Source organism: Kitasatospora sp. NPDC048365 (genome assembly GCF_043200835.1).
Taxonomy (GTDB): domain Bacteria; phylum Actinomycetota; class Actinomycetes; order Streptomycetales; family Streptomycetaceae; genus Kitasatospora; species Kitasatospora terrestris.
Genome location: NZ_JBICYJ010000001.1, coordinates 71,872 through 94,944 on the forward strand (window position 1 = coordinate 71,872; position 23,073 = coordinate 94,944).

28 protein-coding genes are annotated in these 23,073 nt (G+C 71.4%); 13 read left to right on the forward strand and 15 right to left on the reverse strand.

Annotated features, from left to right (window positions below; genetic code table 11):
* Positions 1–149 precede the first annotated feature (149 nt).
* On the reverse strand, positions 150–869 hold the full coding sequence (locus tag ACGFX4_RS00320; protein ID WP_393068923.1) for a hypothetical protein: 720 nt from the start codon (positions 867–869) through the stop codon (positions 150–152).
* Between the two features lie 247 nt (positions 870–1,116).
* On the reverse strand, positions 1,117–2,088 hold the full coding sequence (locus ACGFX4_RS00325) for a hypothetical protein (RefSeq protein ID WP_393068924.1): 972 nt from the start codon (positions 2,086–2,088) through the stop codon (positions 1,117–1,119).
* Positions 2,089–2,209: 121 nt separating this feature from the next.
* On the opposite strand from ACGFX4_RS00325, the gene dapE reads away from it, so the two are divergent.
* Both dapE and ACGFX4_RS00335 read left to right on the forward strand, forming a co-directional pair.
* The gene (gene dapE / locus ACGFX4_RS00330; RefSeq protein ID WP_345698829.1) at positions 2,210–3,280 is read left to right on the forward strand and encodes a succinyl-diaminopimelate desuccinylase; all 1,071 of its coding nucleotides are present in this window, start codon (positions 2,210–2,212) and stop codon (positions 3,278–3,280) included.
* Positions 3,281–3,339: 59 nt separating this feature from the next.
* Entirely contained in the window at positions 3,340–4,152 is an 813-nt protein-coding gene (locus ACGFX4_RS00335) for a TIGR00730 family Rossman fold protein (protein WP_393068925.1), read from the forward strand.
* A gap of 4 nt (positions 4,153–4,156) precedes the next feature.
* Here ACGFX4_RS00335 and folP read toward each other — a convergent pair whose 3' ends face one another.
* Positions 4,157–4,969 (reverse strand): dihydropteroate synthase, encoded by an 813-nt coding sequence (gene folP / locus ACGFX4_RS00340; RefSeq protein ID WP_393069313.1) that lies wholly within the window; start codon positions 4,967–4,969, stop codon positions 4,157–4,159.
* 157 nt (positions 4,970–5,126) lie between these two features.
* On the opposite strand from folP, the gene ACGFX4_RS00345 reads away from it, so the two are divergent.
* Both ACGFX4_RS00345 and ACGFX4_RS00350 read left to right on the forward strand, forming a co-directional pair.
* Positions 5,127–5,543, forward strand: a complete 417-nt coding sequence (locus tag ACGFX4_RS00345; protein WP_393068926.1) for a DivIVA domain-containing protein — start codon at positions 5,127–5,129, stop codon at positions 5,541–5,543.
* Positions 5,540–6,118 carry a DNA-3-methyladenine glycosylase I gene (locus ACGFX4_RS00350; protein WP_393068927.1) on the forward strand — a complete coding sequence of 193 codons (579 nt, stop codon included), beginning with the start codon at positions 5,540–5,542 and terminating at the stop codon, positions 6,116–6,118. The genes ACGFX4_RS00345 and ACGFX4_RS00350 overlap by 4 nt, the downstream gene beginning before the upstream one ends.
* Positions 6,119–6,158: 40 nt before the next feature.
* Here the strand turns inward: ACGFX4_RS00350 and ACGFX4_RS00355 are convergent, their stop codons facing one another.
* The gene (locus ACGFX4_RS00355; protein WP_393068929.1) at positions 6,159–6,959 is read right to left on the reverse strand and encodes an enoyl-CoA hydratase/isomerase family protein; all 801 of its coding nucleotides are present in this window, start codon (positions 6,957–6,959) and stop codon (positions 6,159–6,161) included.
* Between the two features lie 291 nt (positions 6,960–7,250).
* On the opposite strand from ACGFX4_RS00355, the gene ACGFX4_RS00360 reads away from it, so the two are divergent.
* Positions 7,251–7,418, forward strand: a complete 168-nt coding sequence (locus ACGFX4_RS00360; RefSeq protein WP_014137929.1) for a DUF3117 domain-containing protein — start codon at positions 7,251–7,253, stop codon at positions 7,416–7,418.
* A gap of 127 nt (positions 7,419–7,545) precedes the next feature.
* Here the strand turns inward: ACGFX4_RS00360 and ACGFX4_RS00365 are convergent, their stop codons facing one another.
* The gene (locus ACGFX4_RS00365) at positions 7,546–8,223 is read right to left on the reverse strand and encodes an O-methyltransferase (RefSeq protein WP_345698834.1); all 678 of its coding nucleotides are present in this window, start codon (positions 8,221–8,223) and stop codon (positions 7,546–7,548) included.
* A gap of 225 nt (positions 8,224–8,448) precedes the next feature.
* Between ACGFX4_RS00365 and sigE the strand changes: the two genes are divergently transcribed.
* The 4 genes from sigE to ACGFX4_RS00385 all read left to right on the forward strand — a co-directional run bounded on the left by sigE (position 8,449) and on the right by ACGFX4_RS00385 (position 11,423).
* Positions 8,449–9,153, forward strand: a complete 705-nt coding sequence (gene sigE / locus ACGFX4_RS00370) for an RNA polymerase sigma factor SigE (protein WP_393069315.1) — start codon at positions 8,449–8,451, stop codon at positions 9,151–9,153.
* Positions 9,150–10,043, forward strand: a complete 894-nt coding sequence (locus tag ACGFX4_RS00375; RefSeq protein ID WP_393068932.1) for an anti-sigma factor — start codon at positions 9,150–9,152, stop codon at positions 10,041–10,043. Before sigE ends, ACGFX4_RS00375 begins: the two co-directional genes overlap by 4 nt.
* A 53-nt stretch (positions 10,044–10,096) precedes the next feature.
* Positions 10,097–10,519, forward strand: coding sequence for a sec-independent translocase (locus ACGFX4_RS00380; RefSeq protein ID WP_393068933.1), 423 nt, complete (start codon positions 10,097–10,099; stop codon positions 10,517–10,519).
* A gap of 211 nt (positions 10,520–10,730) precedes the next feature.
* Complete coding sequence (locus ACGFX4_RS00385) at positions 10,731–11,423, forward strand: hypothetical protein (RefSeq protein ID WP_393068934.1); 693 nt, start codon at positions 10,731–10,733, stop codon at positions 11,421–11,423.
* A 23-nt stretch (positions 11,424–11,446) separates the two neighbouring features.
* Here ACGFX4_RS00385 and ACGFX4_RS00390 read toward each other — a convergent pair whose 3' ends face one another.
* From ACGFX4_RS00390 to ACGFX4_RS00410, 5 genes are all read right to left on the reverse strand, one after another.
* On the reverse strand, positions 11,447–11,902 hold the full coding sequence (locus ACGFX4_RS00390; protein WP_393068935.1) for a DUF6884 domain-containing protein: 456 nt from the start codon (positions 11,900–11,902) through the stop codon (positions 11,447–11,449).
* Positions 11,903–12,522: 620 nt separating this feature from the next.
* Entirely contained in the window at positions 12,523–13,761 is a 1,239-nt protein-coding gene (locus ACGFX4_RS00395) for a tyrosine-type recombinase/integrase (RefSeq protein ID WP_393068936.1), read from the reverse strand.
* Positions 13,761–13,958 (reverse strand): helix-turn-helix domain-containing protein, encoded by a 198-nt coding sequence (locus tag ACGFX4_RS00400; protein WP_393069317.1) that lies wholly within the window; start codon positions 13,956–13,958, stop codon positions 13,761–13,763. The genes ACGFX4_RS00395 and ACGFX4_RS00400 overlap by 1 nt, the downstream gene beginning before the upstream one ends.
* Positions 13,955–15,379, reverse strand: a complete 1,425-nt coding sequence (repSA, locus tag ACGFX4_RS00405; protein ID WP_393068937.1) for a replication initiator protein RepSA — start codon at positions 15,377–15,379, stop codon at positions 13,955–13,957. The genes ACGFX4_RS00400 and repSA overlap by 4 nt, the downstream gene beginning before the upstream one ends.
* A complete protein-coding gene (locus ACGFX4_RS00410) occupies positions 15,376–15,690 on the reverse strand; it encodes a hypothetical protein (protein ID WP_393068939.1) in 315 nt (104 codons plus the stop codon). The genes repSA and ACGFX4_RS00410 overlap by 4 nt, the downstream gene beginning before the upstream one ends.
* A 192-nt stretch (positions 15,691–15,882) precedes the next feature.
* Between ACGFX4_RS00410 and ACGFX4_RS00415 the strand changes: the two genes are divergently transcribed.
* Entirely contained in the window at positions 15,883–16,641 is a 759-nt protein-coding gene (locus ACGFX4_RS00415) for a GntR family transcriptional regulator (RefSeq protein WP_393068941.1), read from the forward strand.
* Between the two features lie 430 nt (positions 16,642–17,071).
* Here the strand turns inward: ACGFX4_RS00415 and ACGFX4_RS00420 are convergent, their stop codons facing one another.
* Complete coding sequence (locus ACGFX4_RS00420) at positions 17,072–17,518, reverse strand: hypothetical protein (RefSeq protein WP_393068942.1); 447 nt, start codon at positions 17,516–17,518, stop codon at positions 17,072–17,074.
* 408 nt (positions 17,519–17,926) lie between these two features.
* Between ACGFX4_RS00420 and ACGFX4_RS00425 the strand changes: the two genes are divergently transcribed.
* Genes ACGFX4_RS00425 through ACGFX4_RS00435 form a run of 3 tightly spaced genes read left to right on the forward strand, consistent with a single transcriptional unit; the run spans position 17,927 to position 19,267 of the window.
* Positions 17,927–18,466: a winged helix-turn-helix domain-containing protein gene (locus ACGFX4_RS00425; protein WP_393068944.1), complete on the forward strand. Its 540-nt coding sequence runs from the start codon at positions 17,927–17,929 to the stop codon at positions 18,464–18,466.
* A complete protein-coding gene (locus ACGFX4_RS00430) occupies positions 18,463–18,990 on the forward strand; it encodes a transposase (RefSeq protein WP_393068946.1) in 528 nt (175 codons plus the stop codon). The genes ACGFX4_RS00425 and ACGFX4_RS00430 overlap by 4 nt, the downstream gene beginning before the upstream one ends.
* Positions 18,983–19,267 (forward strand): hypothetical protein, encoded by a 285-nt coding sequence (locus tag ACGFX4_RS00435; RefSeq protein ID WP_393068947.1) that lies wholly within the window; start codon positions 18,983–18,985, stop codon positions 19,265–19,267. Before ACGFX4_RS00430 ends, ACGFX4_RS00435 begins: the two co-directional genes overlap by 8 nt.
* 167 nt (positions 19,268–19,434) lie before the next feature.
* On the opposite strand, the gene ACGFX4_RS00440 is transcribed toward ACGFX4_RS00435, so the two are convergent.
* The 4 genes from ACGFX4_RS00440 to ACGFX4_RS00455 all read right to left on the reverse strand — a co-directional run bounded on the left by ACGFX4_RS00440 (position 19,435) and on the right by ACGFX4_RS00455 (position 22,994).
* Positions 19,435–19,734: a barstar family protein gene (locus ACGFX4_RS00440; RefSeq protein ID WP_393068949.1), complete on the reverse strand. Its 300-nt coding sequence runs from the start codon at positions 19,732–19,734 to the stop codon at positions 19,435–19,437.
* A 142-nt stretch (positions 19,735–19,876) separates the two neighbouring features.
* A complete protein-coding gene (locus ACGFX4_RS00445; protein WP_345698848.1) occupies positions 19,877–21,037 on the reverse strand; it encodes an Mrp/NBP35 family ATP-binding protein in 1,161 nt (386 codons plus the stop codon).
* A gap of 57 nt (positions 21,038–21,094) precedes the next feature.
* Positions 21,095–21,664, reverse strand: coding sequence for a DUF1003 domain-containing protein (locus tag ACGFX4_RS00450; protein WP_393069318.1), 570 nt, complete (start codon positions 21,662–21,664; stop codon positions 21,095–21,097).
* A 49-nt stretch (positions 21,665–21,713) separates the two neighbouring features.
* Positions 21,714–22,994 (reverse strand): magnesium transporter MgtE N-terminal domain-containing protein, encoded by a 1,281-nt coding sequence (locus tag ACGFX4_RS00455; RefSeq protein WP_393068951.1) that lies wholly within the window; start codon positions 22,992–22,994, stop codon positions 21,714–21,716.
* Between the last annotated feature and the right edge of the window lie 79 nt (positions 22,995–23,073).

Sequence of the window (23,073 nt, forward strand, 5' to 3'; positions counted from 1 at the left end):
CACTCGGTAGAGCGACGGTCGGCCGCGCAGTTCCTCGCGCCCCTTGTACATGCTGGGCGTCAAGCGTGGGGGAACCCGGGAGCGTGGTTGGCCTCGCTCACGCGGCGGAGCCGCAGATCAGGTGGAGCCCCGAGCCCTTGGTGGTGCTCTCAGCCGCCGAGGAGGGGGAGGCCGCCGTTGAGGAGGCCGCCGACCGGGCCGAGGGCGCCGGTGGCGCCGCCGAGCGGGCTGCTGCCGCCGCCGAGGCCCGGCATGGAGCCGAGGCGGTTCGCGGACTCGTGCTCCGCCAGGCCGCTGAGCGCCGAGCCGCCCGGCAGGCTCTGCGCGACGCCGGTCACCGGCGCGAGCGCGCCGGCCGCCGGCAGGCTCTGGGTCAGGCTACTGGTCGGCAGGCCCTTGGAGACGGTGCCGAGCGGGCTGGCGGTGGCGGTGCGGGTGGCCGGGACGACCTTGTCGGTGACGGCGGGGCCGACCTTGTCCTGGATGGCGGGGGCGGCCCGCTCGGTGAGCGTGCCGAGCTGGTCGGTGAGGACGGAGGCCTTGCCGACCGGGCCGAGCTGGTCGAGCGCGTCGTCGGTGTCCGGCAGGGTGCTGGCCAGGGTGTTGCCGGCGGCGTCGCCCGCGGCGGGGCCGCCGGCGGCGAGGGTGGCGGAGCCGGTGGTGCCGACCACCTGGCCGATCTCGTGGGTCGCTCCCTGCACCGCCGAGCCCGAGTTCGGTACGTCGGCCAGCTTGGTCACACCGGCGCCGAGGTCGGTCGGCGGCACCACCTCGGTGGCGGAGGCGGACCCGGCTGCGACGAAGGGCGTCGCGCTCGCGGCGACGACCAGCGCGGCCTGGGCGATCCGACGCGTGAGGGGGAGGGACATGGTGCTCCTAAGTGGTGAGGTGAACGGTCCGCCGGGCGGACTTGTTGCTTACCGCTAGGGGAGCGAGAAGGTTTCGGCCGGTCAAGGTAAAGCAAACCCCAAGCAGGGGACGCGAGAAGCCCGCGAGGGAACGTCACTTCCCTTGCGCCGCAAGCAAAATGGCCGCGAAACCCGGGGGTGGGCGCGGTTGACCGGAATCACCCGGAGAGCGGTAACCCGATCACCAGTCCGTCAACCGGGTGCACCGTCACTTCTTGGCGGGGGCGCCCAGGGTCACCGTCACGCGGTCGGCCGTGGCGCCGGAGGTCTGCGCCTTCCAGCCGTCCGCGGGCTTGTCGACCCGCCACACCTTGCCGTCGAACGCGACCGCGCCGACGCCGAGTTCGACGGCGTGCGCGACGGTCCACTGGGCGGCCGCCCAGCCGACCTGGCGGGCGGCGCCGGGGCCGGAGTCGGCGCTCGCGGTGGCCTGCGGGGTGAGCACCAGCACCTTGCGGGGGTCCTTGGCGGCGGGCGTGCCCGGCGTGACCGTGACGACCTTGCCGAACTCGCGGCGGATCCGCTCGCCCAGGTCGGTGGGCTGCTGCCCCGGCGCGGGGGAGGGGTCGGCGGCGGGCTGTGCCAGGTCGTGCACCACGCAGCTGAGCGCGGCCGGCTCGCGCCCGGTCAGTGCGGAGGAGACCAGCGTCGCATTGGTCTCGTGCTTGGCGTACGCCTGCGGGTAGCCGGACTTCTGCACCTGCTGGGCGGCGTCGGTGAGCGGCATCCGGGCGTACCCGGGCACCTTCACCAGGCCGTCCAGGAACTTGTTGGTGGCGTACACCGGGTCCTTGATCTGGTCGGCGGTGCCCCAGCCCTGCGAGGGCCGCTGCTGGAACAGGCCGATCGAGTCGCGGTCGCCGCCCTCCAGGTTGTGGATCTTGGACTCCTGCATCGCGGTGGCCAGCGCGATGGTCACCGCGCGCTCCGGCAACCCGCGGGACATCGCCACGGCGGTGATGGTGGCCGCGTTGGAGGCGGCCGGCAGGTCCAGCGTGCCCGAGCCGGCGGTCGTCGAGACCGTGCAGCCCTCCGGCGGCAGCGTCAGGTGCTCGCGGTTCAGGTACAGCACCAGGCCGCCGACCACGGACAGTGCCACCAGACCCACCGCGATCCGGCCCCACGGCCGCCGCCCGCGCCCGGCCTGCCCGCCGTCCGTGCCCTCGGCGTGCTCGGTCACCTGCGGCTCCTCTCGCTCCGGTCCCGCCGTTCGCGGACACCGTAACCGGTCGGACGGTTGTACGGCCGCCACCGGTTGCGTTCGTTACGGAGAGTGAACCGTTCCGGTACAGTTGCCGACCATGAGCAGCCCTGACACGCCCCTCGACCTGACCATCGACGGCGGAGCGCTGACCGCCCGGCTCGTCGACTTCCCCTCCGTCAGCGGGAACGAGAAGGCCCTCGCCGACGCCGTCGAGAACGCGCTGCGGGCCTACCCCCACCTCACCGTCGACCGGCACGGCAACAACATCGTCGCCCGTACCCAGCTGGGCCGGGCCGAGCGCGTGGTGCTGGCCGGCCACCTCGACACCGTGCCGATCGCCGGCAACGTGCCCTCCCGGGTCGACGGCGACCTGCTCTGGGGCTGCGGCACCTCGGACATGAAGTCCGGCGTCGCGGTGCAGCTGCGCCTCGCGGCCACCCTGCCCGAGCCCAACCGCGACCTCACCTTCGTCTTCTACGACTGCGAGGAGGTCGAGGCGTTCCGCAACGGCCTCGGCGTGCTCGTCCAGGCCCACCCGGAGTGGCTGGCCGCCGACTTCGCGGTGCTGATGGAGCCCAGCGGCGGTGTGGTCGAGGGCGGCTGCCAGGGCAGCCTGCGCTGCGACATCGTGCTGCGCGGCACCCGCGCGCACTCCGCCCGCAGCTGGCTCGGCGACAACGCCATCCACAAGGCGGCCGAACTGCTGCGCCGGCTCTCGGTGTACGAGCCCCGCCGGGTGGTCATCGACGGCCTGGAGTACCGCGAGGGCATGAACGCCACCCGGATCGAGGGCGGCGTGGCCGGCAACGTCATCCCGGACGAGTGCCGGGTGCACGTGAACTTCCGGTACGCCCCCGACCGCACCGTTGAGGAGGCGGAGGCCCACCTGCGCTCCGTCTTCGAGGGCTACGACCTGGACCTGGTCGACGTCTCCCCGGGCGCCCTGCCGGGCCTCTCCCAGCCCGCCGCCCGGGACTTCGTCGCGGCGATCGGCGGCGAGCCCCGGGCCAAGTTCGGCTGGACCGACGTGGCCCGGTTCAGCGCGCTCGGCGTGCCCGCGGTCAACTACGGCCCGGGCGACCCCAACCTCGCCCACAAGGTCGACGAGCACGTCTCGCTGACCGCCATCGCCGAGGCCGAGGAGCGCCTGCGGGCCTGGCTGAGCTGAAATCCGGGCGTTGCCCGGTGTTCCCCGGAATGTCGGGCGGCCGGGCGTAGGGTTTCGTCATGACAGCCACCGGAGATGACAAGCACTACGGGCACGGACCCGAGGAAGCCGCCGCGCCCGAACGCAAGAAGCCCTGGCCCGAGAAGCAGAAGGGTCCGGTGCTGCTGCGCCGCGACCAGGTCGGCACCAGCACCACCGACCAGCGCCTGCTGGACACCACCGGCCCCACCGACTGGCTGCACACCGACCCCTGGCGGGTCTGGCGGATCACCTCGGAGTTCGTCGAGGGCTTCGGCGCCCTCGCCGAACTCCCGGCCGCCATCAGCGTGTTCGGCTCCGCCCGGACGCCGGTCGACTCGCCCGAGTACGCCGCGGGCGTGGCCATCGGCCGGGCCCTCGCCGAGGCCGGGTACGCCGTCATCACCGGCGGCGGCCCCGGCGCGATGGAGGCCGCCAACCGCGGCGCCTCGGACGCCGGCGGGCTGTCCGTCGGCCTCGGCATCGAGCTGCCCTTCGAGCAGGGCCTCAACGAGTTCGTCGACCTCGGGCTCAACTTCCGCTACTTCTTCGTCCGCAAGACGATGTTCGTGAAGTACGCGCAGGGCTTCGTGGTGCTGCCCGGCGGGCTCGGCACCCTGGACGAGCTCTTCGAGGCGCTCACCCTCGTGCAGACCAAGAAGGTCACCCGCTTCCCGGTGATCCTCTTCGGCAGCTCCTACTGGGGCGGCCTGGTCGAGTGGCTGAAGAACACCCTGGTCGCCGAGGGCAAGGCCGCCCCGAAGGACCTCGAACTGTTCCACGTCACCGACGACGTGGACGACGTGCTGAAGATCCTCGAGGAGAGCCGCCGCCCCGCCGGCACCGAGATCTGAGCCGTTACGCCAGCCCTCGGCGGGCCACCGCCGGGGGCCGGGTGCCGCGGATCGAGGCCACCATGTCCAGCACCTGCCGGGTCTCGGCCACCTGGTGCACCCGGTAGACCTGCGCGCCCAGCCAGGCCGAGACGGCGGTGGTCGCCAGCGTGCCGAGCAGCCGCTCGTCCACCGGCCGGTCCAGCGTCTCGCCGACGAAGTCCTTGTTGGAGAGCGAGACCAGCACCGGGAATCCGGTCGCGGTCATCTCCGGCAGCCGCCGGGTCGCCTCCAGCGAGTGCCGGGTGTTCTTCCCGAAGTCGTGCCCCGGGTCGATGATCAGCGCGTCCCGCCGCACCCCGAGTTCCGCCGCCCGCTCGGCGAGGCCCACGGTCACGCCCAGGATGTCGGCCATCACGTCCTCGTACCCGACCCGGTGCGGCCGGGTCCGCGGCTCGGCGCCGCCCGCGTGCGTACACACCAGCCCGACGTCGTACCGGGCCGCGACCTCCGCCAGCTTCGGGTCCACCCCGCCCCAGGCGTCGTTCAGCAGGTCCGCGCCGACCTCGCAGACCGCCTCGCCGACCTCGTGCCGCCAGGTGTCCACGCTGATCACCACGTCGGGGTGGCGCTTGCGCAGCTCCGCCACGAACGGCACGGTCCGGCGCAGCTCCTCCTCGACCGTCACCTCGTCGCCGGGGCCGGCCTTCACCCCGCCGATGTCCAGGATCGCCGCGCCCTCGGCGACCGCCCGCTCCGCCGCCGCGAACGCCGGCTCGTCGGCGAAGGTCGCGCCGTGGTCGAAGAAGGAGTCCGGAGTGCGATTGACGATCGCCATGATCACCAGCTCGTCGGGGCCGAATTCGCACGGGCCAAGACGTAGTGCCACCGGTGTCTCCTCCACAGCTCGCCCGGGTGCAATGATGGGCCCCGGCCTACACAGGGACCATGATCCCACCGGCCGTGGCGTACCGGGGACTGACGGAGGACGACTCGTGTTCTGGGTGATCGTGGCCGCGATGGCCGTGGTGGTCGGCGGTGCGGCGCTGGTGGCGCTCGGCGGTGGCGGTTCGCTGCCGGAGGCCGAGCACGACCGGCTCGTCCCCCGCCTCCCGCAGGACCGTCCGCTCAACCGCTTCGACGTGGACGAGCTGCGCCTGCCGATGGCGCTGCGCGGCTACCGCATGGAGGAGGTCGACGACATCCTCGACCGGCTCGGCGCCGAGCTGGCCGTCCGCGACTCCCGGATCGCCGAGCTGGAGGCCGTCGCGGTGGTCCGCGGCTCGGTCGAGGCCGGCGCGGGCGCCGAGGCGGGCGCGGGCGAGCCGCTGCCGGGTCTGGAGTCCTTCGCCAAGGTCGTCGAGCCGGAGGAGAAGCCGGCCGCGCCCGAGCAGCGCAAGGAACTGAAGTGACCGCCGCCGTCCTCGGCGCGGACGGCCTGCTGCGCTGCCCGTGGGGCGACTCGGCGGACGACTACCGGGTCTACCACGACACCGAGTGGGGCGTGCCGGTGCACGGGGACGGCCCGCTGTTCGAGCGGATCTCGCTGGAGGCCTTCCAGTCGGGGCTGTCCTGGATCACCATCCTGCGGCGCCGCGAGGGCTTCCGGGCGGCGTTCGCGGGCTTCGAGATCGAGCGGGTCGCCGAGTACGGCCCCGCCGACGTGGAGCGCCTGCTCCAGGACGAGGGCATCATCCGCAACCGGGCCAAGGTCGAGGCCACCGTCGCCAACGCCCGGGCCGCGCTCGACCTCGGCGAGGGCGAGCTGGACGCGCTGGTCTGGCGGTACGCCACCGATCCCGCCCGGCCGGCCCCGCGGACCCTCGCGGACGTCCCCGCGGTCACCCCGGAGTCCACCGCGCTGGCCAAGGACCTCAAGAAGCACGGCTTCCGGTTCGTCGGCCCGACCACGGCGTACGCCCTGATGCAGGCCTGCGGCCTGGTCAACGACCACCTGGTGGACTGCGAGTACCGGGCGCCCCGCTGAGGCCTGCCCGACGACAGGCCCCGGGACGCCCGGCGGGGGCTCAGCGTCCGACGTAGGCGGGCTTCTCCTTGGCGACGAACGCCCGCACCGCGATCGCGTGGTCCTCGCTCTGCCCGGCGAGCGTCTGCAGCTCGTCCTCCTTGTCGAGCAGCTCGCTCAGCGAGTGCGAGGCGCCGTAGGCCAGCGACTCCTTGATCGCGCCGTACGCCACGGTCGGCCCCTCGGCCAGCCGCTGGGCGAACTCCCGTGCAGTCGCGGCCAGTTCGGCGGCCGGCACCACCCGGGTGGCGAGGCCGAGCGAGAGCGCCTCGTCGGCCTTGACGGTGCGCGGCAGCATCAGCAGCTCGGTGGCCTTCGCGTGCCCGACCAGCCGGGGCAGCGTCCAGGACGCGCCCGAGTCCGCGGTCAGCGCGACGCCCGCGAACGAGGTGTTGAACCCCGCGGTGTCGGCGACGATCCGGAAGTCGCAGGCGAAGGCGAGCGAGGCGCCCGCGCCGGCCGCGACGCCGTTGACCGCGGCGACGGTCGGCTTGCGCATCCCGGCCAGCGCCCGCACCAGCGGGTTGTAGTGCTCGGCGACGGTGCGCAGCGCGCCCTCGCCGGTCTCCTCCTGGCGCTTGAGCAGCCCGAGGTGCTCCTTGAGGTCCTGGCCGACGCAGAACGCCTTGTCGCCGGCGCCGGTGAGCAGGACGGCGCGGACGGCGCTGTCCTCGGCGACGGCGATCAGGGTGTCCCGCAGCGCGACCTTGGTGGCGACGTCGAGGGCGTTCATCGCGTCGGCGCGGTTGATGGTGACGACGGCCAGGCCGCCGTCGAGCTCGTGGCTGACGGTGTCGGTCATGGGCGAGGGCTCCCGGGGTTCGTGGGTGGTCGTCCGCCAGCATGCCGGAGCGGCGGCCCGGCTGGGGAGTGTGAGGTGCCGCACCTTCGGGGTGCGTGTCGGCCCGCGGCGGGATGCGGCTTCCGGCAGGTAATCGGCGGTTTCGGCCCGGTCCGGGCGGGTGTGCGGAGAGAGTGATGTTGGTCATCCGGGCGTCGCATGCGGGATAATGGCTTCCGATCAATGCGTTCGATACCGGCGGTGGACGGACTGCCGGTACGTAGCTGAGCGGTTGCAGGAAGGGGAACGAGCATGGCGGCCATGAAGCCGCGGACGGGTGACGGCCCGCTCGAGGTCACCAAAGAGGGGCGGGGCATCATCATGCGAGTCCCGCTCGAGGGCGGCGGTCGCCTGGTGGTGGAGCTCACGCCGGACGAGGCCGATGCCCTGGGCGAGGCGCTGAAGAAGGCCTGCGGCTGACGTCGGCAGGTATCCCCTCTGATCCTGGGAGAGCCCGGGTCCGTCACTCCGACGGGCCCGGGCCTTCTTTGTCTTCCGGGGCCGCCGGTTTTCGTCCGGGGCCGCCGGCGCCGGTGACGTTCGCCGCTCAGTGGCGCTTGACCGCGCAGAGCAGCCCGTCGCTGACCGGCAGCAGCGCCGGCAGCAGGAGCTCGCTCTCCCGGACCTCGCGGACCAGCTCCCGGACGGCGTGCGTCTGCGGGTCGTCCAGCTCGGGCTCGGCGAGCCGGCCCTCCTGGAAGACGCCCTCGAAGCAGACCATCCCGCCGGGCCGCAGCAGGCGCAACGATTCTGCAAGGTACGACTGGGACTCCGCCGGGTCGCCGTCGCAGAACACCAGGTCGTACTGGCCGTCCGCGAGCCGCGGCAGCACGTCCAGCGCCCGGCCGGGGATGAACCGCGCCCGGTTGGGGGCGAAGCCGGCCGCGTGGTACGCCTCGCGGGCGTACTGCTGGCGCACCGGCTCGGAGTCGACGGTGGTGAGCACCCCGTCCGGCCGCATCCCGCGCAGCAGGTAGACGCCGGAGACGCCGGTGCCGGTGCCGATCTCGGCGACCGCCTTGGCGTCCAGCGCGGCGGCCAGCAGCCGCAGGCAGGCGCCGCCGCTCGGGCCGATCGCCCGGATCCCGGTGCGGGCCGACAGTGCGCGGGCGTAGGTCAGCACCGCGTCCTCGCCGACATAGGTGTCGGCGAGCGCCACCCGCGCCGGCCCGAATTCGGTGATGGCTGCCCCTCCGCAGCGGTGGTGCCGACCCGATGTCGACATTTCCCGGCACAGACTACTGGCCGGGCGGGAACCGTGTTCGGCGGCTGGCCGTTGAAGTCCTACGGGTTGGCTTTCAATCGCTTTTATCCGGATCCGACGGGTGAGGTGGATATGGTGGTGGCTCTGCTGGGCAGAAGAGCCGACCGAGGAGGTGTGGCCGAGGGCGACGTCCCTGTGCAGCGGCACTCCCGCGGCATTGCGTCGGCCCGTACGCCGAAGCCCGTGATGAACCAGACTCTGCACTCCCCCCTGGACAAGTCGGACGAAGACGACTCGACGACCGAGACCGTCGGCACGCTCGCGACCTTCGCCGAGGGCCCCGACGCGCAGAGCTGGACGCCGCCCAGTTGGGAGGAGATCGTCGAGGCGCACAGCGCCCGGGTCTACCGCCTGGCCTACCGCCTCACGGGCAACCAGCACGACGCCGAGGACCTCACCCAGGAGGTCTTCGTCCGCGTCTTCCGGTCGCTCTCCACCTACACGCCCGGCACCTTCGAGGGCTGGCTGCACCGGATCACCACCAACCTGTTCCTGGACATGGTGCGCCGACGCCAGCGGATCCGCTTCGACGCCCTCGCCGAGGACGCCGCCGAGCGGCTGCCCAGCCGTGAGCCCAGCCCGGCCCAGCACTTCAGCGACACCCACTTCGACGCCGACGTCCAGCAGGCGCTGGACACCCTGGCGCCCGAGTTCCGCGCCGCCGTGGTGCTCTGCGACATCGAGGGCCTCTCGTACGAGGAGATCGCCGCCACCCTGGGCGTGAAGCTCGGCACGGTCCGCAGCCGGATCCACCGCGGCCGCTCGCACCTGCGCGCCGCGCTCAAGCACCGCGCGCCGAACACGGCCGCAGGCCGGGCCCGCCGCGGCGGCTCCGCCGAACCGGTGCCGGTCGGCGCGGAGCCCGCCGACAGCGATCGGAGGGGCTCATGAGCGAGGGCCGCACGGAAGGCGGCAGCCGCTCCCGCTGGGCGCAGCTCGCCCGGCGCTCCGAGCAGCCCGCGCCGGTCGCCGCGCCCGAGCTGCGCGCCCTGCCGGTGCGTCCGGTCGAGCCGGCCGTCGAGGAGCACCTCGGCGACCGCCTCTCGGCGTACCTGGACGGCGAGCTCGGCCACGACTCCCGCGAGCGGGTCCAGGCCCACCTGGCGACCTGTCCGGACTGCCTGGCGGAGGCCGAGTCGGCCCGCGCGGTCAAACGCGCCCTGCACGGCACCGGCACCCCGCCGCCGTCCTCGATGCTGATGGCCCGGCTGCTGGCGGTCGCCGCCCTGCCGGACGACTCCGACGGCGCCCAGGGGCCCGGCCCGCAGCCGCCGCACTCCGTGACCGACCCGCACACCGGGCGGGACGAGCCCGGCCCGTCCACCGGCGTGTTCGGCGGCAGCCGGCTGACCGGCGGCTCGTTCGGCCGCGGCGCGGGCTCCACCTTCGGCGGTGGCGCGCTCGGCGCGGACACCCCGATACCCGGGATCGACCCGCGCGCCCGCCGCCCGTTCGGTGAGCCCTTCGCGGGCCGGCGCGGCCAGTCCGCGCTGCCGCGCCCGCTCGCCGCCGTCGCCGAGACCCCGGTCCTGCGCACCGCCCCGCGCGGCCGCCGACTGGTCTTCGCCGCGGCCGGCGCCGTCTCCGTCGCAGCCGTCACCCTCGGCAGCGTCGGCAGCCTCCCGGCCGCCTCCGGCGGCGCCCAGCGCCCCACCAGCGTCACCCCGGTCGGCGGCGTCGCCCCGGTCAACGCCCAGCTCTCGGTCGACTACCGCGACTACCCCTCGCGCGGCCGGTTCGGCCCGGTCGAGCCGGGTGACCCGCACGGTCTGCTGCGCTAACCTGCGGCTCCATTACCCTGTAGAAGACCGTAGTCGGGCGCTGGGGAGCACACGTGTTTTCAGACATAGGCGGGCTGGAGGTCGTGACGCTGGCCATCATGGCCATCGTCATCTTCGGGCCGGACAAGCTCCCGAAGCTCATCCAGGACACGATGGGCTTCATCCGTAAGATCCGTTCCTTCGCCGACACCGCGAAGGAGGACATCCGCAGCGAGCTCGGCCCGCAGTTCCAGGACTTCGAGTTCGAGGACCTGCACCCGAAGACCTTCGTCCGCAAGCAGCTGCTGGGCGGCAACGACGACCCGCTGGGCTTCAAGGAGATCAAGGACGGCCTGGACCTCAAGTCCACGCTGAACGGCGACTCCGCGGCCACCGCGGCGCGCACCGACCTCAGCAAGCCGGCCTCGCCGATCGCGAGCGCGGCCGCGCCGCTGGCCGCCGGCGAACGGCCCCCGTTCGACCCGGACGCCACCTGAGCCGTCCCGCCCCGCCCGCCCGACGCCCCGTCCCCGTGGACGGGGCGTCGGCGCATCCGCCGCTATTGTGCTGACTGACTCCGCCGCGCGGTCCGTCGTCGCCGTCCGTCACCACCGGACGTGTCGGCGCCGGAATGCGCGCCGGAGCAGCCGCGGTGCGCCACCATGGAGCGCGCTCCGGCCGGAGCCAGTCGCCTGAGGAGGACCGGGGATGGACGCGACGACAACCGGGAGCACGGGGGCCACCGCCACCGCGCGCACGGTGGGGGCCCAAGCGGGCCCGATCGACCCGCTGGCGCCCTACCTGGCCGCCGACTTCCCCTGGTACGGCCTCGACGAGGGCTGGACCGGCCGCCGCTGGCTCGGCCAGGTCGGCGCCGGACACACCGGCCGCGCCACCGCCGACACCCCCGCCACCGCCGACTACGGCACCCTCGGGCACGGCGACGAGCCCGCCCGGCAGGCCGACCCGCGCGACGCCCGCGACATCCGCCGCTTCGCCGTCGTGGTCACCGTCGCCCGCCGCCCCGGACGCCGCTCCGCGGACAACACCGGCACCCTGGAGGCCACCTCGGCCTCCTCGGCCGCCTGGCTGGCCGGTTCCGGGCTGCTCGCCGCCACCTGGCCCGGCAACCTCGACCGCACGCTCCGCCAGGACTGGCTCGACCAGCAGTCCGCCCTCGCCTGGGACCTCGCCGACGACCTCGACGGCCCCGGCTGGTCCTCGCTCATGCTGCCCGTCAACGGTCTCCCGCAGCCCTTCCGCTACCGCGAGTCGGAGTACGGCTGGGTCCTGGCCGGCGAGGCCCCCGGCGTCCTCCTCGGCGCCTACGGCCGCGGCGTCTCCGCCTACGGCACCGGCTTCACCACCGCCCCCGACCTGACCGTCTACAACGGTCGCTGAAGGGTCGCGGCGGCGCCCCGGTATCAGCGGATGTACCCCGCCGCCAGCTCCGGCTCACGGGCAATGGCGTAGCAGCGTTCGAGGTAACGGTGCCCCTTCAACGGAGTCGTCACCTCTGAGCCGGGCAGGATCGCACCTATCCGGCGGACGTACTCGGCGCTGACCAGGGCGACGACGGGCAACCCCGTCGCGCCCAGCCGCTCGGCGTCCTGACGGATTGCGTCCATGGCCTTTGCGTCGGGGCTCTGCCAGACGGTGTCGTAGTCCGGGATCCCCTCCCGGGGGTCCAGCAGTCCGAGCTTGGGCGAGAGGATCAGGATCTGCCCGCCGTAATGCAGGGCGATGGCGTTCGCCGCAGCTCGGGATGCACGGTAGTACGACCCCGTGTAACGCTCCTCGGCCGGAAGCAGCCCCGCAGCAGGGTCCTTGCGGTTGGAGCACGGGACGATGATGATCCGGGACGCGTGCGGGCGAGTCACGATTCCTCCTGGTGGCGGAACGAGTACATTCGGTGCACATTCTCGGCCCTGCGACCCTGCCGGGGTCGTCCTGATCACCATGCGGTCAGGGCAGCTGGAGCAGCTTGATCTCTCGGCGCGGGTCTTCTATGACCAGGTTGTCCTTGGGGGTGCGGTACACCCGCCCCGCTCGCGGCCCGTGACCTTGACCCACTGAAGTTCTTGGAGCCGATGGAAGACAACCCGGCGGGGCTCGGGAATCTCGACGGTGCCCCGACGGTCCCGATGGACACCCAGGATGGGGCCTGATCCGTCCGCGATCGGGGCCCTCGTCCCGACGTGGAGCGGAGGGGCGGAAGGCGACAGCCCTTCGGCCTCCAAGTGATCGAGCAGAGCTCGCAGGCATGCGTCGGCGGATGCCAGGTCCGTGCGGAGGAAGGACTTCTCACCCAAGGCTCCCCCCGATGCGATCACCATCCAGCGCCGGCCCCTCCAGAAAATCCGATTCCTGACAAACGACATCCGCCGACCAGTCTCCCCGGTCGGGGCGGTGGTCGGCGGACGTACGGAGGATCGAGTGCAGAACCGTCAGAACTTGTTCAACTCGGGCGGGATGCCCTCTGACCTGCGGAGGAAGTGGGTCACTCGGGCCCCCGGGCCGTCGTGGGGCCGTCAGCCGCATCGGGACCGCGCCCGAAGATGCGGTCGACCGCCTCTTTGGTCCGCTTCTCGCTGCTCGGCATCAGGTGCGTGTAGGTGCGGAGTGTGAAGCCCGGGTCGTGATGACCGAGGTATGCGCTCAGGGCCTTGATGCTCTCCCCGGCATCGAGCAGGACCGAGGCGTAGAAGTGCCGCAGTGCGTGCATGCCGTTGTCGCGGCCGAGCGGGACGCCGGCGGAGGCCAGTGCCGGACGCCAGATGGTCCGGTTGAACTCGTGGCGGTGCAGGTGGCGCCGCTTCCTGTCGAAGAACAGCAGGCTTGCGGTGACGGGCGGACCGTCCACGTGGACCCAGGGGAGCGTGATGCTGACCGGGGGATGAGCTGCGATGTGTGCTTGCAGCTCCCGAGCCACGGTCTCCGGAAGCGGGACAGACCTGGCCTTGCCTCCCTTCGGCAGTGAGAAGACCGGCCGGTTACGGATGAGCCGGATCTGCCGGACGACGTGGACTGTGCCTTCGGCGAAGTCCACCTGGTCCACGGCCAAGCCGAAGGTCTCCCCTTGGCGCAGGCCGCATCCGCCAGCCAGGTCCACGAGTGGACGGTGAGTTTCGGGAAGAGCAGCGCGTACCGCCAGGACCTGATCGAGCAGCCACGGCGTGACCCTGCGGGTATCCAGCTTCGGGGCCTTGACCGACGTCGACCGGCAGGGGTTGCTCGGGATCAGCCGGTCCTCGACAGCGGCAGTCAGCATGGTGCCAAGGTTGGCAAACACCCCTCGCTGGCTTGCCGCAGACAGGCCGCGCTCCGTGAGCTTCACCAGCAATTCGCGGACGTCGGACGGCCGGAGCGACGCCAGCGGGCGTGTGCCGAGATGGGGCACGACGTGCAGCCGAATGCGCTGCTCGGTGGTGACGTACGACAGTGGGTCCATGGTGAGCGACGCCAGCCACTTCTCGGAGAACTGCTTGACCGTGATGCGCCCGGCGTTGGGGTCGATGAACTGCCCGCGTGCCATGTCGGCTTCGATCTGAGCGAGCCACTGATCGGCCTGACGCTTCTGTCGGTCCGGGAACGACTTGCTCTTCTCGCTGCCGTCCGGGCCGATGAAGCGAGCCCGGTACCGCATGCCAGTGCCGTGGCGGTCTGCCTTGGCCTTGCGGGCCCTGCCGTCCGGTCCCAACTCGGCTTTGTACCAGCGGTCTTGGATGTGTCCGGCCATCAGGCGGCAGCCCCCTCGGTCAGCGTCTCGATCCAGGCGTGCACCTTGGCCGGGTCGAAGCGTAGGTGCCGGCCGACCCGGAAACCGGGCGGTCCGATGCGCTTGCGGCGCCACTGATAGACGGTCTCCACTGGGATGCCCAGCAGCGACGCCAGGTCCACCGGGGTCAGGTAGCGGTCGGGCAGTTCCCCCCTCATAGCCATGCGTTCTCCTTCTCTTCTCGCGCGATCAGCGCGTTCATCTCCTGCCGGTCGGTCGTGCGGCGTTCGTACAGGTCCCTGGCGATCGTGGCGGCGAGCATGGATTCGCCGGGGCTGTTGCCTGCTCCGGCGAAGGCCCAGTGGGCGACCACGAGGGTTTCCGCCTCGGGGAGGTCGTCCAGGTCCGGGAGTCCGGCGGTGAGGAGCCGTTCCCGGAGGTCGGCTCGGGCCTGGTCGGCGCGGTAGTCGGCGCGTACCTGGCGGAGGGCGCCGAGGGTGGTCGAGTAGGTGGGCGACTTCGAGGAGAAGTGGCCCCGGAAGCCGAGCATGTGGGACCAGTGCGCCAGCAGCCGTGCCGGATAGAGGCTGTCCAAGTCCCAGCAGGTCTCGATCAACCGCCGGGTGTGAGCGGGCAGGTCGTGTCGGTCGAGTTCGTGGCGCTCCAGGATCCGGCGGTCCACGGTCTCGGTGGCCTCAGCCGACTTGGTGGCGTACTTGGCGACGTACGAAGCCACGGCCTGTTCGCTGATCTCCCCGGTCGCGAAGGCGCCGATCGGGCGGACGTCCACCTGTGTTCCCCACTGGAGGACCCGGGCGGGGTGCTCTCCGGCACCGGCCAGAGGAACACCGGCACGGCGGGCAGCAACGCGGATCGCGTCGTCCAGCAGCGCCACGGTCGCCCACGCGGGCGGAGGCGTGTCGGGTCCGGCAGGGCCGTCGATCCGGATCACGGCATGGAAGTGCACGGCACCACGGCGCTGGTACTCGGCGACCTTCCCGAACGAGATCTTCGCCTGCTCCTTGAACTCCCGCTGGTAGAGCCCGGCCATCTTCGCGAGGGTGCGGAACAGGTAGATCGTGAAGCGGCGCCACAGGTCGGGGGCGTGGTTGTTCCACAGCACCGCATGCGCGTAGTCGTACCGCTCCGGGTCCAGCGGCGTGCCGAGCACCGAGGCGCCGGCAGGGTGGGTGAGTCCGCAGCGGCACGGGCCGTGGTCGGGTCGGTTGTGGACCGGGCCGAAGCTCGGGGCGGTGAGGGTGGCGAAGACCCGGGGGTGCTGCCGGACCGTGGTGGGGACGCCCTTCGAGGTGTCTCCGGCGAGTCCGGCGCGGATCAGGTGGAAGGTGTCCGCCGAGTAGGTGCGGGCGCAGGAGGTGCAGCGGGAGGCGCGCCGGTTGCCGCATGCGACCTTGAGCCGGTGTCCGGGTTCGTGGTCGGTGGAGTACCGGTGCCAGACTGCGCCGGTTGGGGCGTGGGTGAGGGTGCGGAAGCCCTTGAGGTGGATCGGGTTCGAGCACCCGCCGGTACGACGGATCTGCTCGGTGAGCTTGGGGAGGTCTCCCCGGGAGGCGAGCCGGGCCAGGTCGGCTAACGCGAGCCGGTCCGCCCCACCGGGGAGAGCAGGAGCGTGGGTCACGCAGCCACCGCCAGCAGAGGCACGACGGCCGGGGCGTGCTCGGTGCAGCGGCGGAAGAACGGCGCGTCGTCGTCGAACTCGTCAGCCGGTACCGGGATCCAGCCGGTGTGGCCGCCGTTCTCATCCCACACCCAGACGTGGCAAGGGCACTGGCCACCCATGCCGTAGAGGTCGGACACGCAGTCGCACGGCACCAGCAAGCCGACCGTGCCGGAGAGCCCGCCGTCGAGGTCCACGACCCACAGCGAACCCGAGCAGGAGGGGCACAGATTGGTGACCAAGGCGAGCGGAGCCACGAACGAAGCGGGCATGATGGAACTCCCTTGAACGAGGGGTGAAGGGGACGGCGCGCTGCTTGGCGGTGGAGCGCCGTCCCCTCTTCGTTGCCTGCCGACGTCTTACATCTCTAGAGAACTACTCATCTCTAGAGATGTCAAGCGCCTCCCTGCTCGCCCGCGACATGGCCGGGCCCTAGGATGTCTAGAGAAGAGGGAGGAGCAGCGATGGCCAGCGGCGGCAGCGAGAAGCAGCCCAAGTACCAGCGCATCGCCAACGCGCTCAAGGCGGCGATCGAGTCCGGTGAGTACAGTCCCGGCGATCGGCTGCCCGGCGAGAACGACCTGATGGAGACCTACGGCGTGGCCCGAATGACGGCCCGCCAAGCCCTAGGCGTCCTGCAGAGCGAGGGCATCGCCGAGGCCCGCAAGGGCGCGGGGGTCTTCGTCCGCGACTTCAAGCCGCTCCGCCGGCGGGGCATCCAGCGCCTGGCCCAGGAGCAGTGGGGGTCGGGGCGCTCGATCTGGTCGGCCGACATCGAGAACCGCACTCTTGTCGTGGACCAGGTGGCCGTGACCGAGGAGGGTGCACCGGAGCATGTGGCCGGTGTGCTCGGGGTCGAGCCGGGCGACGCAACCTGCGTCAGGAGTCGCCGCTTCGTGCTCGACGGCAAGCCCGTCCTGCTCTCAACCTCCTACCTGCCGGCCGACCTGGTGGCGGGCACGCTCATCACCCAGGAGGAGACCGGCCCGGGTGGCACCTACGCCCGCTTGGCCGAGATCGGCGCGAAGCCGGTGCACTTCCGCGAGGAGATCCGCTCCCGAATGCCCACCAAGGCCGAGGCGGACCGGCTGTCGCTCGCCGCAGGCACCCCGGTGATCCTCGTTTGCCGCACTGCATTCGCCGAGCAGGGCCGGGCCGTCGAGGTTAACGAGATGACGTTGGACGCGGCCTCCTACGTGCTGGAGTACGACTTCGACGCGTAGCCGGACCGCACCACATCCTGGCCCGGCGGGGGAGAGAGGGTGGATGGGGGAGTGGTTGTTACGAGTTTCGCTACTTCATCAAGGCGCGCACAGCGCGCCAGCGCGCGGCCCTGGCCGCTCGCCGACGCTCCTGTCTTCGCCCCGCTCCGGCGGCGCCCCGGCCGCGCCGGCGGACGGACGGCAGAAGAGGGCTGAGCCCAGAACCCCGCCGTGGCTGAGGGCGGGCGGCTCCACGGTTTTACCCACCTGCCAGGACCGGGACCCGCACCGAGCAAGACCGGGGGGCCACTCGGCCAAATTGCGGTCAGGCCCAAAGAGCCCTGACCGAGTCGCAACAGCTTACGGCCCCCCGATCATGCTCGGACCCAGACCAGACAGGACACCGGCCAAAACCGCTCCACCACCCGCGAATGCCTGGTAGCCGTCCAGCTCAGAATGCAAACACCCGGACGCCACTCAAGGCGACGGCGGTGTTCACCATCCTTACGAAGCTCGGCTTGGCTTGGCGCATTTCGTCGATTACGACCTGGGCCGGGTTTACTACCTGCGGGCAGGCTTCGGGAAGGCAATCCCAGCCGGTCAGCACCCAGATGCCGATGGCCGTATCATCATCACCCTCGATCCAGTCCCACCGTCCGCCATGCATACTCATGAGAGTCTCGGCGAGGAAGGCTGTGATGCGCCAGCTAAGCCGGATGAACTCGTCCTCTTCGAGTGCTGAGACGTCGAGATCCGCCAACGCCTGGTCGAGGACGCTGGCGAATTCCAAGGGCATCTCCATCACCCTGTCCACGTTCTCGTCAAGTGCCTCTGCGAGGAAGCGCGCGGCATACCGCGCATCCTCGGCCCACGTCTCAACCGGCATTGGGGCACCCATGGTTCCATCCTTCACTGAGCCTTGCTTCGGTTGGCCGACCGGTGACCAGATTCCACAATGATCATCGGCCCGCTCCGTGCCACAGGCGTGCCAGGTCGAGCGGTACGCCACGGTCAACCTGGGGCTACAGCGGGCCGAGTCGCAAGGCTCGGTCGAGGCCACATCTTCGCAGGTCACTCAGGGTGAGCGCGCACCGCCCTCCGGAGGCGGGTGACTCGGCAGCGTGACTCAGTTATTGAGACTCCACCGCCCGCGTGACCACGCTCGCCGCAGGTAGGCCGGAGGGCTACGATGCCGGTCGACAGGGGGATCAAGGGGGATCATGGTTCATCTCGCTACTGAACTTGATTGGGTGATGTCGGAGCCGTTCGCCTGACGGTGGCCGGTCCGTTCCGGTAGCTCTGGACCGTGAGATACGCGCAGGGCGGCGGGTTGACCGACGCTGGGAGGGCCGCGCGGGAGCGGGTTCGGCTGCAGGCCGTGGAACGCTTCGAGGGCGGGCAGAGGAACCGGGAGATCGCTGCCGCGTTGCGGGTCAGCGAGCGATCGGTGGAGCGATGGCGCCGGACCTGGCGCGAGCGCGGCGAGGCCGGGGTCCTGTCGAAGGGATCGCCTGGCCGGCCGAGGCTCAGCGACGTGCAGATCGCCAGGCTGGAGAGGGAGTTGGAGCGCGGGCCGTTGGCTCACGGCTGGGCGGACCAGCGGTGGACCCTGGCGCGGATCAAGACGTTGATCGGTCGCTTGTTCCACGTGAGCTACACGGTGGAGGGCACCTGGCAGCTGCTGAAGCGGCACGGCTGGTCCTGGCAGCAGCCCGCCCGGCGGGCGATCGAGCGCGACGACCAGGCGGTCGAGGTCTGGAGGAAGGAGACCTGGCCGCTGGTAAGAGCACCGCGGCGGCGTGCAACGGCTGGATCGTCTTCGAGGACGAAGCCGGCCAGTCGATGACGCCGCCGCGAGCCCGGAGCTGGGGACGCAAGGGCAGCACGCCGGTGGTCCGGGTACGCGGCCGAGGCTCGGGCCGGGTGTCCATGGCCGGGCTGACCTGCTACAGCCCGGGGAAGCGATCCCGGATGTTCTACTCGATCCGCGAGTACCGGGGCCGCAAGGGCGAGCCGAAGGGCATCGGCTGGCGCGACTTGCGCGACCTGCTGGTCAGGGCGCACATCCAGCTCGGCGGCCCGATCGTGCTCGTATGGGACAACCTTCGCATGCACTTGGTTGAACCGATGCGGCAGTTCATCGCCGACCACGCGGACTGGCTCACCGTCTTCCAGCTTCCGAGTTACTCGCCGGACTTGAACCCGCAGGAGGGCGTCTGGTCGCTGGTCAAGCGTGACATCGGCAACCTCGCCGCAGCCGACCTTGGCCAGATCACCCGCGCCGTCAAGCGCAGGCTCAAGCAGATCCAGTACCGCCCGGACCTGGTCGACGGCTGCCTGGCCGGGGCCAGCCTGGTCCTCGATGGCTGACCGACATCACGAATTCAAGTTCAATAGTGGGTCCACACAGGACTCGCCGCCATCAGTTGCAGCGGGTCTGTTCGTCATGGCCTTCGCGGCAGTGTTTGTCGCAGTTGGCTACCAGGCGTTCAAGAGCGAATCGGAGCTCTTCGGGGGCGGGGTCTCCGAGAGGAAGGACTACCGCCTCATCCGACGCATCGTCGGGGTGGCGTTTCTATCGGGAGGCACGGTCATGATGGGAGCCGGGCTCCTGCTCCTGGCTGATGGCGCCTTGGGGATTGCCTGACCACGGTGTCACCGAACCCGTGCCCCGCCCGTGCCCCAAGAGGCGGCGGCGGGCGGTAAATCACGGTCAATGACAACCCGATGATGAGGGCCTCAGACGGCGCCGCGGGCGGTATAGCCGCACGTCAGGGCAGTTGCAAGAAAGATCGGTTGGTGAGATTCCCAAGCTCAGGTATCGGAGCTGGCTGGCCCGTCGAATTCGACTCTCAGATCGGGTCGGTACTCGCGGCGGTACCTGTCGAGTTGAGAGGCGAGCATGGCGGCTCCGCGTGGCACGTTCTCCAAGAGGCGTGCCCAGCCAATGAACCGGAGATGGCTGGGGATCTCAACCAAGCCCGTCACTGCGTCCCAGAACGCATCCCAGTTGCGGCCGTAGAACGATGGGAAGTCCAGTTCACGCCCCAGCAGCTCGTGCAGTTGGCGTTCGTCTTCCACCAGGCCGACGTCAATCGTGATCACGTCCGACATGCTCCCAGACCGTACAGGCTCCGGGCCGCCCTCGGGCCGTGCGAGGTCCACCAAGGCCAACCAGCATTGACAGCTGGCGACAGTAAACAGGCTGGTCAGCGGGTCGGGAGAGTGCCCCGCCGCTGACCAGCCCGTTGTGTGATCAGAACTTGTTCTTGGGGGTGAGGCCCAGAGAGAGGCCGGAGAGGCCGCGCTGGCGGCCGCCGAGCTTGCCGGCGACGGCGCGCAGGGCGGCGCCGGCCGGGGAGTCGGGGGCGGCCAGGACGACCGGGCGGCCGTCGTCGCCACCCTCGCGCAGGCGGACGTCGATCGGGATCGAGCCGAGCACCGGGACGGTCGCGCCGACCGAGCGGGTGAGCGCGTCGGCGACGGTCTGGCCGCCGCCGGTGCCGAAGACGTCGATCATCTCGTCGCAGTGCGGGCAGGGCATGCCCGACATGTTCTCGATGACGCCGACGATCTTCTGGTGGGTCTGCAGGGCGATCGTGCCGGCCCGCTCGGCCACCTCGGCGGCGGCCATCTGCGGGGTGGTGACGATCAGGATCTCGGCGTTGGGGACCAGCTGGGCGACCGAGATGGCGATGTCGCCGGTGCCCGGGGGCAGGTCGAGCAGCAGGACGTCGAGGTCGCCCCAGTAGACGTCGGCGAGGAACTGCTGGAGGGCGCGGTGCAGCATCGGGCCGCGCCAGACGACGGGCGCGTTGCCGGGGGTGAACATGCCGATCGAGATGACCTTCACGCCGTTCGCGGACGGCGGCATGATCATGTCCTGGACCTGGGTGGGCCGGCCCTCGACGCCGAGCATGCGGGGCACGCTGTGGCCGTAGATGTCGGCGTCGACCACGGCGACCTTGAGGCCGTCGGCGGCCATCGCGGCGGCCAGGTTGACGGTCACCGAGGACTTGCCGACGCCGCCCTTGCCGGAGGCGACCGCGTAGACCCGGGTCAGGGTGCCGGGCTTGGCGAACGGGATCTCCCGCTCGGGGGCGCCGCCGCGCAGCAGCGTGGAGAGCTCGCGGCGCTGCTCGTCGCTCATCACGTCCAGCTCGACGGCGACCGAGGTCACGCCGGGGACGGCGGACACCGCGTCGGTGACCCGCTGGGTGATGGTCTCGCGCATCGGGCAGCCGGAGACGGTCAGGTAGACGCCGACGCTCACCGCGCCGCCGTCGGCGATCCCGACGGATTTCACCATGCCGATCTCGGTGATCGGGCGGTTGATCTCCGGGTCGTGCACGGTCGCCAGGGCCTCGCGGACGGATTCCTCCGTCACACCGGCCGCAACCTCAGTCTCGTTGGCCATGCCTTGATGGTACGGCGCCGCGGAAAAGTGCCTGACCCATCGGTAGCGTGCCGCCGGTCACAACGCTTCGGAGGATTCCTTCTGCCCGTCCAGCTCCTTGAGCAGCTGCTGCAGCTCGGAGCGGATGAAGTCGCGGGTGGCGACCTCGCCGAGGCCCTGCCGGAGCGCGGCGACCTCGCGGGTGAGGTACTCGGTGTCGGCGATGTTGCGGTCCGAGCGGGCCCGGTCCTGCTCCATGTTGACCCGGTCGCGGTCGTCCTGCCGGTTCTGCGCGAGCAGGATCAGCGGCGCGGCGTACGAGGCCTGCAGGGAGAGCATCAGGGTGAGGAAGATGAACGGGTAGTCGTCGAAGCGGACGGCGTCGGGCAGCAGGGTGTTCCAGACCACCCAGGCGATGATCACGACGGTCATCCAGACGATGAACCGCCCGGTGCCGAGGAAGCGGGCGATCCGCTCGGAGAGCTTGCCGAACGCCTCCGGGTCGTAGGTCGGCAGGGTGATCAGCCCGGGCCGGCCGGTGCGCGGCTGGTCGAGCCGGACCCGGCCGGTGCCGGTCGTGGTCTCCGGACGCCGGTCCCGGCTGCCCTCGCGGGCGCGCAGCTCGCGCAGCTGGCGCAGCTCCCGCAGCTCGCCCTGGATCCGCTGGCGGGGGGAGTCCTCGCGGCGGCCCTTGCGGTCAGCGTCCACCGGACACCTCGCTCTCCGCCAGGCCGTGCAGCGACGCCTCGCGCCAGTCCTCGGGCAGCAGGTGGTCGAGCACGTCGTCGACGGTGACCGCGCCGAGCAGGTGGTCGCCCTCGTCGACGACCGGGGCCGCGACCATGTTGTAGGTGGCCAGGTAGCTGGTGATCAGCGGCAGCGGGGTGTCCGGCGGCAGCGGGTCGAGGTCGTCGTCGACCAGCGAGCCGACCAGTGTGTACGGGGGCTCGCGCAGCAGCCGCTGGAAGTGCACGGTGCCCAGGTACTTGCCGGTCGGGGTCTCGTTCGGCGGCCGGCAGACGAACACCTGGGCGGCGAGGGCCGGCTTGTTGTCGGAGATCCGCACCCGGGCCAGGGCCTCGGCCACCGTCGCGTCCGGCTCCAGGACGATCGGCTCGGTGGTCATCAGGCCGCCGGCGGTGTCCTCCGCGTAGGAGAGCAGCCGGCGCATCTCGGCGGCGTCCTCGGGCTCCATCAGGCGCAGCAGCCGCTCGGCGTCCTCCTCGGGCAGCTCGCTCAGCAGGTCGGCCGCGTCGTCCGGGTCCATCGCCTCCAGGACGTCGGCGGCGCGCTCCTCCTTCAGCTTGCCGATGATCTCGACCTGGTCGTCCTCCGGCAGCTCCTCCAGGACGTCGGCGAGCCGGTCGTCGTCGAGGGCGGCGGCGACCTCGGCGCGGCGCTTGGACGAGAGGTGGTGCATCACGTTGGCGAGGTCGGCGGCGCGCAGCTGCTCGAAGGTGGCGAGCAGGTTGGCCGCGCCCTGGCCCTCCTCGGTGAGCGAGAAGCCGGTGACGGCGGACCAGTCCAGCAGCAGCGTCTCGGCCTTGGTCCGGCGCAGCCGGCTGACCTTGCCCACCTGGACGAAGACCTTGTCGATCTCCCACTCGCGGACCCGGGACTGCACCATCGCCACGTCCAGCACGGTGACCTCGTCGCCGTGCTTCACCCGGGTGACCGTGCGGTCCAGCAGCTCGGCGAGGACCAGGGTCTCGGACGCGCGCTGCTCGAAGCGCCGCATGTTGATCACGCCGGTGGTGAGCACCTGGCCGGACTCCAGGCTGGTCACCCGGGTCATCGGGAGGAAGATCCGGCGCCGGCCGATCACCTCGACCACCAGGCCGAGCACCCGCGGCGGCCGTCCGCCGATCCGCAGCGTCACCACGACGTCGCGGACCCGGCCGACCTGGTCGCCGTTGGGGTCGAAGACCGCGACGCCGGAGAGATGCGAGATGAAGACCCGGCCGCCCGGCCCTGCCATGGACTTCCTCCTCGCGCGCGTGATCCCGGGCCCAGGCTACCTGTGCGCCCCCGCCCGGGCTCGGCGGCCTCGCCCGGGT

What these genes read in the sequence shown, in the direction of transcription:
- ACGFX4_RS00335 (WP_393068925.1), top strand. Translation starts at nt 3,340, where the DNA reads ATGACAGCCACCGGAGATGACAAGCACTACGGGCACGGACCCGAGGAA.
- ACGFX4_RS00385 (WP_393068934.1), top strand. Translation starts at nt 10,731, where the DNA reads ATGGACGCGACGACAACCGGGAGCACGGGGGCCACCGCCACCGCGCGC.
- ACGFX4_RS00440 (WP_393068949.1), bottom strand. Translation starts at nt 19,734, where the DNA reads ATGTCGGACGTGATCACGATTGACGTCGGCCTGGTGGAAGACGAACGC.
- ACGFX4_RS00455 (WP_393068951.1), bottom strand. Translation starts at nt 22,994, where the DNA reads ATGGCAGGGCCGGGCGGCCGGGTCTTCATCTCGCATCTCTCCGGCGTC.
- ACGFX4_RS00410 (WP_393068939.1), bottom strand. Translation starts at nt 15,690, where the DNA reads ATGCCCGCTTCGTTCGTGGCTCCGCTCGCCTTGGTCACCAATCTGTGC.
- ACGFX4_RS00415 (WP_393068941.1), top strand. Translation starts at nt 15,883, where the DNA reads ATGGCCAGCGGCGGCAGCGAGAAGCAGCCCAAGTACCAGCGCATCGCC.
- ACGFX4_RS00365 (WP_345698834.1), bottom strand. Translation starts at nt 8,223, where the DNA reads ATGTCGACATCGGGTCGGCACCACCGCTGCGGAGGGGCAGCCATCACC.
- ACGFX4_RS00430 (WP_393068946.1), top strand. Translation starts at nt 18,463, where the DNA reads ATGACGCCGCCGCGAGCCCGGAGCTGGGGACGCAAGGGCAGCACGCCG.
- ACGFX4_RS00420 (WP_393068942.1), bottom strand. Translation starts at nt 17,518, where the DNA reads ATGGGTGCCCCAATGCCGGTTGAGACGTGGGCCGAGGATGCGCGGTAT.
- sigE (WP_393069315.1), top strand. Translation starts at nt 8,449, where the DNA reads ATGAACCAGACTCTGCACTCCCCCCTGGACAAGTCGGACGAAGACGAC.
- ACGFX4_RS00375 (WP_393068932.1), top strand. Translation starts at nt 9,150, where the DNA reads ATGAGCGAGGGCCGCACGGAAGGCGGCAGCCGCTCCCGCTGGGCGCAG.
- folP (WP_393069313.1), bottom strand. Translation starts at nt 4,969, where the DNA reads ATGGCGATCGTCAATCGCACTCCGGACTCCTTCTTCGACCACGGCGCG.
- ACGFX4_RS00435 (WP_393068947.1), top strand. Translation starts at nt 18,983, where the DNA reads ATGGCTGACCGACATCACGAATTCAAGTTCAATAGTGGGTCCACACAG.
- ACGFX4_RS00395 (WP_393068936.1), bottom strand. Translation starts at nt 13,761, where the DNA reads ATGGCCGGACACATCCAAGACCGCTGGTACAAAGCCGAGTTGGGACCG.
- ACGFX4_RS00360 (WP_014137929.1), top strand. Translation starts at nt 7,251, where the DNA reads ATGGCGGCCATGAAGCCGCGGACGGGTGACGGCCCGCTCGAGGTCACC.
- ACGFX4_RS00355 (WP_393068929.1), bottom strand. Translation starts at nt 6,959, where the DNA reads ATGACCGACACCGTCAGCCACGAGCTCGACGGCGGCCTGGCCGTCGTC.
- ACGFX4_RS00445 (WP_345698848.1), bottom strand. Translation starts at nt 21,037, where the DNA reads ATGGCCAACGAGACTGAGGTTGCGGCCGGTGTGACGGAGGAATCCGTC.
- ACGFX4_RS00320 (WP_393068923.1), bottom strand. Translation starts at nt 869, where the DNA reads ATGTCCCTCCCCCTCACGCGTCGGATCGCCCAGGCCGCGCTGGTCGTC.
- dapE (WP_345698829.1), top strand. Translation starts at nt 2,210, where the DNA reads ATGAGCAGCCCTGACACGCCCCTCGACCTGACCATCGACGGCGGAGCG.
- ACGFX4_RS00400 (WP_393069317.1), bottom strand. Translation starts at nt 13,958, where the DNA reads ATGAGGGGGGAACTGCCCGACCGCTACCTGACCCCGGTGGACCTGGCG.